A 14,738-nucleotide genomic window follows, 5' to 3' on the forward strand; every position below is an offset into this window, starting at 1 on the left:
CATTCGCCGGCATTAAGCGTCCGGCATAATCGGCCCGCCTGAGCGAACTCAAAGCGGGAAAAAGGGGGCGTAAGGCCCCCTCTTAAACATGATGCGGCTTTAACTGACCGCCGCACCACTGCAACCGTTACTCGGCAGCAGCGTCAGTGTCAGCAGAAGCGGCTTCTTCAGTCACTTCGACAAACTCATCCGGACGACCTTCTTTCGCACGACCACACGCGTCAGCAATAGCTTTCACGTAGATCTGAATAGCACGAATGGAGTCATCGTTACCCGGGATCACGTAATCAACGCCATCTGGGTTGGAGTTGGTATCAACTACACCAATAACCGGGATACCCAGCTTGTTGGCTTCGTTGATCGCGATGCGCTCGTGGTCAACATCGATAACGAACAGTGCGTCCGGAAGGCCACCCATGTTCTTGATACCGCCGATAGAACGCTCAAGCTTTTCCTGCTCACGCGTTGCCATCAAGACTTCTTTCTTGGTCAGCTTCTCGAACGTGCCGTCTTCGCGCATTGTTTCTAAGTCACGCAGGCGCTTGATGGACTGACGAATGGTCTTGAAGTTGGTCAACATACCGCCCAACCAGCGATGATTGACGAACGGCTGGTTAACGCGGTTTGCTTCTTCTTTGATAATCTTGCTAGCGCTGCGCTTGGTGCCAACAAACAAAATTTTGTTGTTGGATGCCGCCATCTTCTCAACCACGTCGATCGCTTCATTCAGCGCCGGCAGGGTGTGCTCAAGGTTGATGATATGAATCTTGTTGCGCGCGCCGAAGATGAATTTACCCATCTTCGGATTCCAGTACTTGGTTTGGTGACCGAAGTGAGCGCCTGCTTTTAGCAGGTCACGCATATTAACGTGAGACATGATAAAACTCCTGAAACTCGGGTTAGGCCTCCACGCACCCCATGGATCCGACCAGTGGCGTCGTTACACGTCGCCAGCGGCACCCGGGACCATGTGCCGGTGCATGTGTGTTTTCAAGGCTTGCTGTTTAACAATGCAGACTTCCTGCATTGCGTTTAAATAGCCTTTCTGCAGATAACCAACCAACAAAGAAGCGTGGGATGGCGATTGCAGGAAAGCGCGCGGCTTTATACCATAGATCATTACCAAGATGAAGTCACAGCGCATGTAACGGTTTTAATTTACCGCTCACCATTGCCGTTCACCACTTACTTAGAATCCACATCGAGAATTCATGAACGTTCCTATCAAGACGCCTTCTGAAATCGAGAAAATGCGCGAAGCCGGGCGCCAAGCCGCCAGCGTCATTGAAATGATCACTCCCCACATCAAGGCAGGGATCTCCACCGGAGAAATTGATCGCCTATGCCACGATTACATTGTTAACACTTTAGGCTCTGCACCTGCACCGCTGAACTATCACGGTTTTCCGAAAGCAACCTGTACATCGATTAATCACGTGGTCTGCCATGGCATTCCCGATGACGCCAAAAAGCTAAAGAATGGCGACATCATGAATCTGGATATCACCGTCAGAACGACGGATGGCTACCACGGTGACTCCAGTGTGATGTTCGTGATTGGCGACACCATTCAGGGCGAGCGTCTATGCCGTATCACTCAAGAGTGCTTGTACAAAAGCATTGCCCTGATAAAGCCAGGCGTACGTCTGTCGGAGCTCGCCCGAGTAATTCAGCAACATGCTGAAGCCCACGGCTATTCTGTGGTACGCGATTTTTGCGGCCACGGCATCGGCGCAGACTTCCACGAGGACCCACAGTTTCTTCACTATGATGGCTATGCGCCAGATGCTGATATTCCACTGGAAGCAGGCATGTGCTTTACCATCGAGCCCATGATTAACGTGGGCGGCTACAAAACCAAGGTTCTACGCGATGGCTGGACAGCGGTCACCAAAGACCGCAGCCTGTCTGCTCAGTGGGAGCATACGCTGCTGGTCACGGATACCGGTGTTGACGTGCTGACCGCACGCAGCGATGAAGACTTCAGTTTTTTGAATCGCTGATGCTTCTTCATCACTACCGGTTTGAACCGGACACCACGCTGTACGATCTCGCTATGTTTCGTACCGAGCTAGCCGGATCACGCTCTCCGATAGCGCCGTTTAAAGCGGCGCTGCGCGAACTCCAAGCTAGATTGGATGAACAGTTTCGGTCAGGGGCAGATATACGCGACTTAGTCCGCGGACGGGCGTGGTATCTGGATCAGTTGCTAGCAATCGCCTGGGAACAGCACGATTGGCCTGACGAAGGTGTTGCTCTGGTGGCTGTGGGTGGCTATGGGCGTGGCGAGCTACATCCGCACTCAGATATCGATCTGTTGCTGCTGCTAGAGCACGACGATGACACTCCCTTCCAAGAATCGCTAAGCGCTTTTATTACCTTCTTATGGGATATCGGTCTTGAGATCGGTCATAGCGTACGCTCACTAAATGATTGTGAACGTGAAGCTAAGGCTGATGTTACCGTGATGACCAACCTGCTTGAATCACGCCTCATCGCTGGCCCTGAACATCTTCGCCAAAAGATGCGTGAACGCCTTAGTGCCGAGCACATTTGGCCTGCTGATCGCTTTTTTGAAGCAAAATGGCAAGAGCAAATTGCCCGCCACTACCGTTACAACAATTCTGAGTACCACCTAGAACCAAACCTTAAGAGTTCGCCCGGCGGGCTGCGCGATATTCAAATGATTGGCTGGGTCGCCAAGCGCCATTTTGGCACTGAGCATTATGCCGACATTGTCGCGAATGGCTTTATGAACGATGCCGAGCTGCGCATCCTCAGCCAGGGGCAGGCCTTTTTGTGGCAAGTGCGTTACGCCCTGCATATGCTCACAGACCGTGCCGAAGACCGCTTGCTATTTGATCATCAGCGTACTATTGCCGAGATGTTTGGCTTTCGAGACACCCCTGAGCGCCTAGCCGTTGAGCAGTTTATGAAGCGCTACTACCGGCATGTAACCGCCTTAGCAGGGCTTAACGACATGCTATTACAGCACTTCGATGAGGTTATTCTACGCGGTAAAGAAGCGCTGGAAACCGTTAAGCTGAATGAGCGTTTCGAAACGAAAGGCGGCTACATCCAGGTACGCTCACGCAATCTGTTTCGTGAGCGCCCTGCGGCCATGCTGGAACTGTTTCTGCTAATGGCTAAACACCCAGAAATAGAAGGCGTACGTGCAGACACGATTCGTCTAATTCGCGATCACCGTCATCAAATTGATGATCACTACCGCGAAGACCCACGCCATCAGCGGCTTTTCATGTCAATCTTGCGTTCACCGGGCAATGTACCCCGCCAGCTAAGACGCATGAATCGCTACGGTATTCTAGGTAAGTACTTGCCCGAATTTGGTCGTGCGGTTGGGTTGATGCAACACGACTTATTTCATATTTACACCGTAGATGCTCATACCCTCCTTTTACTAAAATTTTTACACGGCTTTCGCAAGCCCGATGCTAAAGACGACTTCCCGGTTGCCGCAACACTGATTCATCAATTGCCTAAAATGGATTTGCTGTGGATTGCCGGGCTGTTCCATGACGTCGGCAAAGGCCGCGGTGGCGACCATTCTGATATCGGCGCGCGCGACGTAGAGCAGTTTTGTCATCGCCACCATGTCTCTCAACACGACACCAACCTAGTGCGCTGGCTGGTGGAGCACCATCTACTGATGTCAATGACGGCTCAAAAACGCGATATCAGCGACCCCGATGTGATTCGCGATTTCGCCCTCACCGTGCGCGATGAGACTCGCCTAGACTATCTCTATGTACTCACCGTGGCTGACATTAATGCCACCAACCCCACCCTTTGGAACGGCTGGCGGGCGTCGCTGTTGCGTCAACTACATGCTGAAACCAAGCGGGCGCTGCGAAGGGGGCTTAAAAATCCGCCTGACCGAGATGACTGGGTGCGCGAAACTCGCACAGAAGCCCGCTCGTTACTGCAAACCGTCGGTGTAGATAGCGCTCAGATTGATCAACTATGGGAATCCCTCGGCGAAGAATATTTCCTTCAATACGCACCTAGCGAAATTGTCTGGCAGACCCAAGGTATTCTTGCCCACCAGCCGTCTGAATTGCCGCTGGTCTTAATTAGCGCCCCCACCGCCGATATGGCCGAAGGTGGCACCAAGGTGTTTATCCATACCCGCTCGGTAGATGATCTGTTTGCGGCGACTGCCGCTGCCATGGAGCAGTTAGGCCTGTCTATCCATGATGCCCGCATCGCCACCTCGCACAACGACTGGACGCTAAATACGTTTATTGTGCTAGATCATTATGGCCAGCCTATCCGCGATCCTGAGCATATTGAGGAGATGCGTCGACACCTTGTTGAAGAGCTGGACGACCCAGATGACTACCCAGAGATCGTCACGCGCCATACACCGCGCCAACTGAAACACTTCAAAGTGCCCACAGAAGTCGTCATTGAACAAGATCCAGCCAACGAACGTACGCTGCTAGAATTGACAGCCCCAGATCGCCCAGGCCTTCTGGCACGGGTAGGACGTATTTTCATGGAACAGGATATTGCCCTCTCTGCGGCAAAAATTGCTACTTTGGGCGAGCGAGTTGAAGACGTTTTCTTTATTACCACGAAATCCGGTGAACCACTGACCGACGTAACACGGCAGCAGCAGCTTCGCGAACGGCTGATCGAAGTGCTTGGCGTGTAAGCTTTCAAGAAGCGTTTAAATAAACCAAGTCCTGGTGGTTAAGTTTGAGGTGGCCCCAGGGCTTGCCTATAATCGGCAGTTTAATGGGCCGCTTTACGGACCTCCAGCACCGCCTTTAGGCTATCAACGGACTCGCCATGAACCCCGATCTGAACGCCCTTCACCCCTATCCGTTTGAAAAGCTAGCAGCCCTGAAAGCGGCGCTGGTGCCCCCGACGGACCTTGAGCATATTCCGCTCACCATTGGCGAGCCGCAGCACGCGCCTTATTCTGGGGCATTACAAGCACTGGTGGCTCATCAATTAGAGATGGCCCGCTACCCAGCAACCAACGGCCTAGCTGCTTTACGCGAAACGATTGCCCGATGGGCAACGCGACGTTTCTCACTTGCCGGATTAGATGCCGAACGCCAGGTACTCCCGGTTAACGGCACCCGAGAAGCCATCTTTGCGTTTGTGCAAGCAGCCCTGGATCGCCATCGCCCAGCCAAGGTGGCTGTCCCTAACCCCTTCTATCAAATTTACGAAGGAGCCACCCTACTAGCAGGGGGCGAGCCGCTCTATTTAGATTGCACAGCAGACAACGGCTTTCGCCCTAACTTTTCGGCGGTAAGCGCTGAAACTTGGCGCGATGTACAAATTGTATTCATTTGCTCACCTGGCAATCCCACAGGGGCGGTCACGCCACTTTCTGAATTCAAACAACTCATCGCACTGGCCGATGAGCACGACTTTATCATCGCCTCCGATGAGTGCTACTCAGAGCTATACCTGAATGAAAACACGCCCCCTCCTGGGCTGCTACAAGCCTGTGCAGAGCTTGGCCGCGACGATTATCAACGTTGCGTAGTATTTCATTCACTTTCTAAACGCTCCAACTTACCAGGGCTACGCTCTGGGTTTGTGGCAGGCGATGCTGATCTTCTGGCACCGTTTAAGCGCTATCGTACCTACCACGGCTGTGCAATGTCGCTACCGCTTCAGCACGCCTCTATTGCCGCCTGGCAGGATGAGACCCACGTCCGCGCCAACCGCGATGCGTACCGCGAAAAATTTAGCGCCGTGACCAACGTTCTCGCACCAGTAATGGACTTCCCCACACCGGAAGCTAGCTTTTACCTATGGCCAGCGGTGCCCGACGGTGATGATATCGCCTTTACCCAACGGCTGTTTAGCGAGCAACACGTCAGCGTGTTACCTGGCAGTTTGATGGGCCGCATGGGGCAAAACGGCCTTAACCCAGGTGCTGGTCGGCTGCGCCTGGCATTAGTGGCGGAACTCGCGCCAACGCTAGAGGCTGCTAAGCGTCTGCGCCAATTAGTGGAGCGCGGCTAGAACGCCGCCGATTTATAAGGAGGTTGTATGCTGACACTCTATATCATCAACACCTGCGACACCTGCCGCAAGGCACGCAAAGCGCTTGAAGAGAAAGGCATTCCTTTCAAGACCCATGACCTGCGCAAAGATGGCCTGTCCGCCAGTTTGCTCGAGCACATTCTTGAGCGTGTACCACTATTAGAAGCCATCAATAAACGCAGCAAAACCTGGCGCGACTTACCCCAGGAAGAAAAAGACAGCTTAGATGCTACGTCTGCCCGTAGGCTATTGCTTGAACAGCCCACGCTGCTCAAAAGACCACTACTAGAAGTTGATGACGACACTATTTTAGTGGGATACCGCGACGGCGATTACGACTCTCTCAGCGGCTAATATGCCACTGAATCTTAACAACTGATTGTTATTCAAAACTTAAAGGAAGACGCGTTATGCTGAGCTTCGCGCTTGGAATCGGCACCCAAAATACTCAGGGCGACTGGCTGGAAATCTACTACCCAGCTCCGCTGCTTAATCCTGCAGACAGCTTAGTAACCGCAGCCAAAGAGGTGTTAGACGCCCCCACCGGCAATGCATCGATCAGCTTTCTGCCCGAAGATTGCACGCGCTTAGCAAAAGCATTGGAAGCTGCTGGCCACTCTGAGCAGGCCGCACTCGCTGAATCATTCGCCGCCAGCCATCGCCCCTTGGTCGCAATGTTTTTAGAAAGCGATCAAGCTCCGCAAACCGCTCCTGAAGTCTACTTGAAGCTGCATCTACTCTCTCACCGCTTAGTGAAGCCTCATGGCTTGGATTTGACGGGGATGTTTGGCCTGCTGCGCAATATCGCATGGACCAACGAAGGCGCGATTGATATCGAAGAGCTGCCCGCCCGCCGCTTGAAAGCACGCTTAGCGGGTCGCGCGCTATCCGTCGACTGCGTCGATAAATTCCCTAAAATGACCGATTACGTAGTACCTACCGGCATTCGCATTGGTGACACCGCTCGCGTGCGCCTAGGCGCTTACCTGGGTGAAGGCACCACGGTAATGCACGAAGGTTTCGTCAACTTCAACGCAGGTACTGAAGGCCCCGGCATGATTGAAGGGCGCATTTCTGCAGGCGTTATGGTCGGCAAAGGCTCTGATCTGGGCGGCGGTTGTTCCACCATGGGCACGCTATCGGGTGGCGGTAACATCATTATCAAGGTGGGCGAAGGCTGCCTGATTGGTGCCAATGCTGGCATCGGTATTCCATTAGGTGATCGCTGCACCGTAGAAGCGGGGCTGTATATTACCGCAGGCTCGAAAGTTACCCTGCTCGACGATCAGAATCAGGAAGTTAACACCGTGGCGGCACGCGAGTTAGCAGGCCAAGATGACTTATTACTGCGCCGCAATTCACAAAACGGCCGTATTGAGTGCCTGACCAATAAAAGCGCCATTGCGCTGAACGAGGCACTGCATGCCCACAACTGAGCCTGAAACGCTGTCGCCCACGTTGCAGCTTGCGTTTGAGCTACTTAGCCGGGCGTCGGTAACGCCGGATGATGAAGGCTGCCAGGACCTTATGATCGAGCGCTTAACGGCGCTCGGTTTTCATATCGAGCAACTGCCGTTTGGCGATGTCAAAAATTTCTGGGCAATAAGAGGCCATCATGGCCCCGTATTAGCCTTTGCTGGCCACACTGACGTCGTGCCCAGTGGGCCCCACACAAACTGGGAATTCCCACCGTTTGAGCCGTGTATTGATGAGCACGGCATGCTCTGTGGGCGAGGCGCAGCAGACATGAAGGGCAGTCTAGCGGCTATGCTCACTGCTGTTGAGCGCTTTGTGATGACCTATCCAGAGCACGATGGTCGAATAGCATTTTTAATCACCTCCGATGAAGAAGGCCCTGCCGTTGATGGCACCCGTGCTGTGGTTGAGCATTTACGCGAACGCAACGAACGCCTGGACTACTGTATTGTCGGTGAACCTTCATCAACTTCACGACTGGGCGATATGATTAAAAACGGTCGCCGCGGGTCATTGGGCGGTGTTCTACATATCAAAGGGGTTCAGGGTCATGTGGCCTACCCACACCTTGCGCGCAACCCTATTCACCAAGCGATGCCCGCACTGGATGCATTGGTTAACGAGCACTGGGACTCGGGCAATGACTTCTTCCCTGCCACCAGCTTCCAGATATCTAATTTTCGCGCGGGCACCGGGGCCACTAACGTCATTCCAGGTGAAGTAGAAGTTGTGTTTAACTTCCGTTATTCCACGGAAGTTACCCATGAGATGCTAAGAAGCCGCACCGAATCGATTTTGGATAAGCATGGCCTCGAGTACCACATCGACTGGACCCTCAACGGCGAACCATTTCTGACCGCAGAAGGCGAATTAGTCGATGCTGCCATTCGCGGTGTAGAAGCCGTTACCGGCGAGCGCCCTGCGCTTTCGACCAGCGGCGGCACCTCAGATGGCCGATTTATTGCAACACTTGGCGCTCAAGTAGTAGAGCTTGGCCCACTCAACGACACTATTCACAAAGTGAATGAGCGCGTACGCGCCAGCGACCTGGATGAGCTCAGCCGCATCTATGAAGCTACGCTTCAAGCCCTGTTAACGGATAACGAGGTAAGCGTATGATGGAGCGGTTTCCGGATATCGAAGTGTACTTGGCGAGCGTAACGATAGACGACATCAATACATGGCTACGCGACGCCCTCAACGCACCACCGCTTAGCCCCGCGGGCAAAGGCAAATGGAAAACCCGCGGGCACTACCAGGGCGACGCGGTACCAGTATTACTCGTGGATAAAGCTGCCGATGGCTTTGCCAGCCTATGGTTCGATAGCCAACACACCCCGTGGCGTACCGACCAAGAGTGCGCTCAGCACGCTGCAGAAGCTTTGCAAACGGAAGTACGTTGCTCGCTAGGTGGCTGGCACCCAGGCGATGATCCCGACCGCTTCTGGCAAGTATTGCCTGGCGGCCAGGAAAAAGCTATTGAATGGCCCGATTCAGGTCGTTAAACGCACAAGACCCCGCATTGCGGGGTCTTGTGTTTTAGTCGCTGGCGACGCCAGCGTTATTCAATAAAAGCGACGTCTAAATACAAACGATTTAATAAAAGCTACTCAATGATACTGACATCATCCGCCTGCAGACCACGGTCGTTTTTAATCACGTGATAACGGACAATTTGACCTTCGGCAAGCATACGTGGACCACGACCCCGGATCGCACGAAAGTGCACAAACACATCCTCGCCATTATCCCGGGTAATAAAGCCGTAACCTTTATTGGTATTAAACCACTTCACCTCACCCTCTTCACGCCCATCATTGGGGTCGATGATATCTTCCTCTTCTTCATCATCGTCTTCCATCTCAGGAGCCGCTTGAGGCTGACGTGGAGCAGGCTTAGTACGCGCAACATCCGCTTTTACTACCATTGGCGGAGCCAAAGCAGCAGCGGCTAACGTGCCAATAAACAGCGCGATAAAACACCCTAGAGCAGCAGCAATATAAACGCCACTAGCGCCGCTAATAGCAAGCTCAGCTAGCCACTGCTCAGCAAGTGGGGCATTTGTTAAATGAACAATCCCCGCCAAAAGAAGTGGCGTGGGGGCGGCAAGTAAAACACTGATGAAGAAACAGCGAAAAACAACTTTTGGATTCATAGATGATAAAAGCTCTCTTGTTGTATGGGTAACAGACGAAGGACAATACTCGGCCAGCTAGGCCCATTCCTAACCGTACCGAGCATACTACATACTATCTACTACATAAGGTGACGATGTTATCATGACAAACGAATTATCGCCTGCTGAGCTAACTCAACTTCTTGAATCTTTAGAGAGTCGACTGGCTTACCAGGAACACTGGTTAGACACCCTTGACCAGGCGGTTGCCCAGCAAGAACGTCGTCTAGAAAAGCTGGAGCAGCTAAGTACACTGATGCGTGACCGCTTACGCGAGCAATATCAGGCGCTTCAGGCAGGTGATTCGCAGGGGGATACTCGCCCAGAAGACGACATACCCCCTCACTATTAGTACTAATTCTATTAGTACTAACTCTATTAGCACTAACTCTCGGTTACTCGCAGTAACAACTACTACTAATTGACGTCCTGATTATCATGCCACCGCGCTTGCTGGGTCGATGCTCTTGAGTCCAAAAGCATCGGCAACGGCCTGATAAGTCACTTGGCCATTGTGAACGTTAAGCCCTGGTAGGAAGTGTGGGTCGTCTTTAAGCGCCTGTTGCCAGCCTTTATCAGCCAGCGCCAGCACAAACGGCAAGGTGGCATTGGTAAGCCCCAACGTAGATGTACGCGCTACCGCTCCAGGCATATTAGCTACGCAGTAATGCACGATGCCGTCCACGATATAGGTCGGCTCGGCATGCGTTGTGGGTTTGCTGGTTTCAAAGCAACCGCCCTGGTCGATAGCGACGTCTACCAGCACACTACCCGGCTTCATATCCGCTAGCATGGCCCGGGTAATCAGCTTAGGCGCAGCGGCACCGGGGATAAGCACGGCGCCAATAATCATATCGGACTCTTTTACCGCCTGATCAAGGGCGTCCGCCGTTGAGTACACGGTTTTGATGCGTCCCTGATAACGGTCGTCCAGCACTTCCAAGCGAGCAATCGACTTATCTAGAATAGTCACTTCAGCTCCCAATCCTAGCGCCATACGGGCGGCATTTTCACCGACCACACCACCGCCAATCACGGTTACTTTACCCGGCGCAACGCCTGGCACACCTGGCAATAGCACGCCAGAGCCCCCCTGAGCTTTTTCCAGGCTATGCGCGCCCGCCTGAACTGCCATGCGTCCGGCTACCGTGCTCATCGGCGCTAGCAGCGGTAAGCCTCCTTTTGCATCGGTGATGGTTTCATAAGCAATGCAGGTAGCACCACTGGCCATCAGTCCTTGTGTTAATTTTTCCTCCGCAGCCAAGTGCAGGTAGGTGAATAGCGTCTGATTGGCTGTTAGACGCGCCACTTCTTCGGCTTGTGGTTCTTTAACTTTGAGAATCAGCTCGGCGCTTTGCCACAGCGCGTCTACATTTGCCTCTACTTTAGCGCCAGCGGCTTCATAGTCTCTGTCGTTAAACCCTGCGCCTTCTCCTGCAGCAGCCTGCACGCTGACCGAGTGGCCGCGCCCCACAAGTTCCCGCGCACCTGTCGGGGTGAGCGCCACTCGATATTCGTGATTTTTAATTTCTTTTGGAACGGCGATTTTCATTGGCGTTCTCCTTCTCGATTGTTTGTTAGCGCTGTTAAGCAAATTACAGCACAGCAGGCGCTAGCCACCACCCCAAGCAAGAAAAACAAAAAAAACGCCGGCTAAGGCGTTTGTTAAGAGAAGAATCTAGCGTTTAACGGAAATCAGCGAAAAAATCGACGGCATTTACCATGGCTTTGTTAGGGGGCGTATCAAAGACTGCTCGTCGCGCCATTAGCCTTGGAAGCGAATCGGTTGAGTGACGCCGTGTACGGCGCGCTGTTTTGTGGACGTGCTGCCCAGTCGCCGGGCTTACCGAGCCAGCAGGGTTGCCCGTTGAGCGCTGTCGATCACCCGTACCAACAGGCCTGCTTCCCAGTGATACGGGGAGGTATAGCCATTGCGGTAGCGCTCTTCAATCAGTCGCCAGGTGTTGACGATTGTCTCATCATTACCGCGTAAACATGACATCCAGGTGTTCAGCAAACAGAACGTAACGCATCCACTGTTGCCGTGGCTCGCGCTCAGCTTGCATCAGCTGGGCTACTACCTAGCCGGGCACATCGACAAATGTTAAGCCAAGCTGAATCTCGTGCTTCAGTTAAACGTCCTTCCTGCCGCCTTTTTGGCCCCCTAATTGCTCACCTGCCAAACGTTCTTTCTTGACCAGAAATAAACCTTTAGCTAAGCGCTTCCAGAGACTGCTCGATAATACTTAAGCCCTCTTCCAACACCGTAGAAGAAACCGTTAGCGGCACCAGAATGCGGATGCTGTTGCCGTAGAAGCCACAAGAAAGCAGGATCAGGCCTTTCTCACGGGCTTTGGCACAAAGCGCTCCGGTCATCTGAGTATCCGGCTTGCCTTCGCTGTTGAGCAGTTCGAAGGCTGCCATGGCACCGAGCTGGCGGCCGTGGGCGACGGCGGGGAAGCGTTCTTCCCACACGGCAAAGCGCTCGGCCAGCATTTTGCCCATCTGTTCGCTGCGCGCCAGGATATTTTCTTCTTCGATCACCTCGATGACCGCCAGCGCCGCTGCGCAGGAGAGCGGGTTGCCGCTGTAAGTGCCGCCCAGGGAATTGGGGCCAGAGGCGTCCATCACTTCGGCACTACCCACAACCGCCGATAGCGGCATGCCGTTCGCCAGGCTCTTGGCGGTGGTGAGGATGTCCGCTTCAATACCGCTATGTTCGAGCGCAAACAGCTTGCCGGTACGGGCAAAGCCGGACTGCACTTCATCGGCGATCAGCAGAATACCGTGCTCGTCACACAGCGCACGCAACGCTTTCAGGTAATCCGGTGAGGCGATGTAGAAACCGCCCTCGCCCTGTACGGGTTCAATCACGATGGCCGCTGTGCGATGCGGGGCAATATCGGTTTTGAACAGCGTGCGAATGGCGTCTAACGACGCTTCTTCGCTGATACCGTGCAGCGGGTTGGGGAACGGCGCGCGGAAAACATCACCCGGCATAGGGCCGAAGTCGTTCTTATAGGGCAGTACCTTGCCGGTCATGGCCAGCGTCATCATGGTACGGCCGTGGAAAGCACCGTCGAAAGTGATAATGCCTGTACGGCCAGTCGCCGCGCGGGCAATCTTCACGGCGTTTTCCAGCGCTTCCGCACCGGTATTCACCAGCATTGCTTTACGCTCGGGGCCACGCACCGGCGTCAGTTCACAAAGTTTTTGGCACAGCTGCACGTAAGGGGCGTAGGAGATCACCGCCGCACTGGTGTGCATGACTTTTTTAAGCTGCGCTTCTACCGCTGCGACAATTTTCGGGTGGCGATGGCCCAGGTTGAGCACACCAATGCCGCCCGCGAAGTCGATCCAACGGTTGCCGTCGGCATCCCACAACTCGGCGTTTTCAGCGTGCTCGGCAAACTGGGTTGTCGGCGTGGCGGCACCGTTGGCCACGTAGCGGTTTTTTAGTTCGTTCAATTCTTGGTTATTCATCATCATTTTCCTTATAGACCGCCAACGCAGACGTACTTCAGCTCAGTAAACTCATCCAACCCGTGATGGGATCCTTCACGCCCCAACCCGGACTCTTTCACGCCGCCAAACGGCGCTAGTTCGGTAGAAATCAGTCCTTCATTAACGCCAACCATGCCGTATTCCAACTGCTCCATGGTGTGCCAGATGCGGCGGTAACCCGTGGCGTAGAAGTAAGCTGCCAAGCCAAACGGCGTATCGTTGGCCATGGCAATCGCTTCTTCATCACGCTGGAAACGGAATATGGGAGCCACTGGGCCGAAGGTTTCTTCATCGGCCACTGCCATCTGGGTGGTGACGTCAGCAAGCACCGTGGGCGTGAAGAAACGCTCGCCTGCCGCGTGGGGCTTGCCACCGCAGAGCAGTCGCGCGCCTTGATTCACCGCGTCGTCTACGTGACGCTGCACTTTTTCCACCGCTGCTTGGTTAATCAACGGGCCGATGGTGCTGCCTTGTGTTAAACCATCGCCGACCTTCAGCGCGCTAACACGCTCGGTCAGCTTGCTGACGAACGCATCGTAAACGCCATCCTGTACCAGGAAGCGGTTAGTACACACGCAGGTTTGCCCGGCGTTACGGAATTTTGAGGCAATCGCCCCTTCTACAGCGGCGTCCACATCAGCGTCATCAAAGACGATAAACGGCGCGTTGCCGCCCAGCTCCATGGCGGTTTTCTTCACTGTGCTAGCGCACTGAGCGAGCAGGTGTTTACCCACCGGGGTCGAGCCGGTAAACGAGACTTTACGCACCCGAGCGTCGGTGGTGAGCACGTCGCCAACCGCTGCCGGTTGTGAGGCGGTAATCACGTTAATGGTGCCGGCTGGAAAGCCCGCTTCTAGTGCTAGGTAAGCGGCAGCAAGCGCGGTTAACGGCGTAGCTTCCGCAGGCTTAATCACCACGGTGCAGCCTGCGGCCAAGGCCGGGGCACACTTGCGGGTAATCATCGCTAGCGGGAAGTTCCACGGGGTAATCGCGGCTACCACGCCGACCGGCTCGCGCAGCACCAGCAGGCGCTTGTCTGCGCCGTGGCTGGGCAGGGTTTCCCCGGCCATACGCTTGGCTTCTTCAGCGAAAAACTCAATAAATGAAGCGCCGTAAGCCACTTCACCTTTAGCTTCCGTCAGTGGCTTGCCCTGCTCTAGGGTCATCAAGCGAGCTAAGTCGTCGGCATGCTCATTGATCAGCTCAAACCAGCGGCGCAGCAATGCCGAGCGCTGCTTCACTGGCGTTGCGCGCCAGGCTGGCCCAGCGGCATACGCTGCTGCCACTGCGTCGCGAGCGTCATCGGCGCCTAAGTCGGCAACGCGGGCAATCGTCTCGCCGGTAGCGGGGTTATCAACGGCAAAGGTTTTTTGGCCCTTACGCCACTCGCCACCCACCAGGGTGGGCACTGCATCGTGTAACCACTGTTCGATAAAGCTCATGGTCTTCTCCTGGTCTGCAACATGATAGGCACGCTAGCAGCAATGTGTTGGCAGGCGAATGCACCACTTTTGCGTTCAACCAGACCACTTTTCTGCTTTACTAGTTA

At 54.2% G+C, this 14,738-nt stretch carries 14 protein-coding genes; 8 read left to right on the forward strand and 6 right to left on the reverse strand.

Features of this window, described 5'->3' with window-relative positions:
• Nucleotides 1-127 precede the first annotated feature (127 nt).
• Nucleotides 128-877, reverse strand: a complete 750-nt coding sequence (gene rpsB / locus CR46_RS0105010) for a 30S ribosomal protein S2 (protein ID WP_030070405.1) — start codon at nucleotides 875-877, stop codon at nucleotides 128-130.
• A 334-nt stretch (nucleotides 878-1,211) separates the two neighbouring features.
• On the opposite strand from rpsB, the gene map reads away from it, so the two are divergent.
• The 7 genes from map (at nucleotide 1,212) to CR46_RS0105050 (ending at nucleotide 9,014) form a co-directional block, all read left to right on the forward strand.
• Entirely contained in the window at nucleotides 1,212-2,003 is a 792-nt protein-coding gene (gene map / locus CR46_RS0105020; protein ID WP_030070407.1) for a type I methionyl aminopeptidase, read from the forward strand.
• The gene (locus CR46_RS0105025) at nucleotides 2,003-4,678 is read left to right on the forward strand and encodes a [protein-PII] uridylyltransferase (RefSeq protein WP_030070408.1); all 2,676 of its coding nucleotides are present in this window, start codon (nucleotides 2,003-2,005) and stop codon (nucleotides 4,676-4,678) included. Before map ends, CR46_RS0105025 begins: the two co-directional genes overlap by 1 nt.
• A 137-nt stretch (nucleotides 4,679-4,815) precedes the next feature.
• A complete protein-coding gene (dapC, locus tag CR46_RS0105030; RefSeq protein WP_030070409.1) occupies nucleotides 4,816-6,012 on the forward strand; it encodes a succinyldiaminopimelate transaminase in 1,197 nt (398 codons plus the stop codon).
• A gap of 27 nt (nucleotides 6,013-6,039) precedes the next feature.
• Complete coding sequence (locus CR46_RS0105035; protein WP_030070410.1) at nucleotides 6,040-6,387, forward strand: Spx/MgsR family RNA polymerase-binding regulatory protein; 348 nt, start codon at nucleotides 6,040-6,042, stop codon at nucleotides 6,385-6,387.
• A gap of 56 nt (nucleotides 6,388-6,443) precedes the next feature.
• Nucleotides 6,444-7,469 carry a 2,3,4,5-tetrahydropyridine-2,6-dicarboxylate N-succinyltransferase gene (gene dapD / locus CR46_RS0105040; RefSeq protein ID WP_030070411.1) on the forward strand — a complete coding sequence of 342 codons (1,026 nt, stop codon included), beginning with the start codon at nucleotides 6,444-6,446 and terminating at the stop codon, nucleotides 7,467-7,469.
• Nucleotides 7,456-8,628, forward strand: coding sequence for a succinyl-diaminopimelate desuccinylase (gene dapE / locus CR46_RS0105045; protein WP_030070412.1), 1,173 nt, complete (start codon nucleotides 7,456-7,458; stop codon nucleotides 8,626-8,628). The genes dapD and dapE overlap by 14 nt, the downstream gene beginning before the upstream one ends.
• Nucleotides 8,625-9,014 (forward strand): hypothetical protein, encoded by a 390-nt coding sequence (locus CR46_RS0105050; RefSeq protein WP_035536339.1) that lies wholly within the window; start codon nucleotides 8,625-8,627, stop codon nucleotides 9,012-9,014. Before dapE ends, CR46_RS0105050 begins: the two co-directional genes overlap by 4 nt.
• A 101-nt stretch (nucleotides 9,015-9,115) precedes the next feature.
• Here CR46_RS0105050 and CR46_RS18620 read toward each other — a convergent pair whose 3' ends face one another.
• The gene (locus CR46_RS18620; RefSeq protein WP_030070414.1) at nucleotides 9,116-9,664 is read right to left on the reverse strand and encodes a cold-shock protein; all 549 of its coding nucleotides are present in this window, start codon (nucleotides 9,662-9,664) and stop codon (nucleotides 9,116-9,118) included.
• 124 nt (nucleotides 9,665-9,788) lie between these two features.
• Between CR46_RS18620 and CR46_RS0105060 the strand changes: the two genes are divergently transcribed.
• Nucleotides 9,789-10,037, forward strand: coding sequence for a SlyX family protein (locus tag CR46_RS0105060; RefSeq protein ID WP_030070415.1), 249 nt, complete (start codon nucleotides 9,789-9,791; stop codon nucleotides 10,035-10,037).
• Nucleotides 10,038-10,121: 84 nt separating this feature from the next.
• Here CR46_RS0105060 and ald read toward each other — a convergent pair whose 3' ends face one another.
• From ald to CR46_RS0105080, 4 genes are all read right to left on the reverse strand, one after another.
• Nucleotides 10,122-11,237: an alanine dehydrogenase gene (gene ald / locus CR46_RS0105065; RefSeq protein WP_030070416.1), complete on the reverse strand. Its 1,116-nt coding sequence runs from the start codon at nucleotides 11,235-11,237 to the stop codon at nucleotides 10,122-10,124.
• A 291-nt stretch (nucleotides 11,238-11,528) separates the two neighbouring features.
• On the reverse strand, nucleotides 11,529-11,687 hold the full coding sequence (locus CR46_RS18290) for a hypothetical protein (RefSeq protein WP_156963045.1): 159 nt from the start codon (nucleotides 11,685-11,687) through the stop codon (nucleotides 11,529-11,531).
• A 209-nt stretch (nucleotides 11,688-11,896) separates the two neighbouring features.
• A complete protein-coding gene (gene gabT / locus CR46_RS0105075; protein WP_030070417.1) occupies nucleotides 11,897-13,168 on the reverse strand; it encodes a 4-aminobutyrate--2-oxoglutarate transaminase in 1,272 nt (423 codons plus the stop codon).
• Nucleotides 13,169-13,179: 11 nt separating this feature from the next.
• The gene (locus CR46_RS0105080) at nucleotides 13,180-14,631 is read right to left on the reverse strand and encodes an NAD-dependent succinate-semialdehyde dehydrogenase (protein ID WP_030070418.1); all 1,452 of its coding nucleotides are present in this window, start codon (nucleotides 14,629-14,631) and stop codon (nucleotides 13,180-13,182) included.
• Nucleotides 14,632-14,738: the final 107 nt, after the last annotated feature.

The sequence above is a fragment of the Vreelandella neptunia genome (assembly GCF_000712975.1).
GTDB lineage: Bacteria > Pseudomonadota > Gammaproteobacteria > Pseudomonadales > Halomonadaceae > Vreelandella > Vreelandella qaidamensis.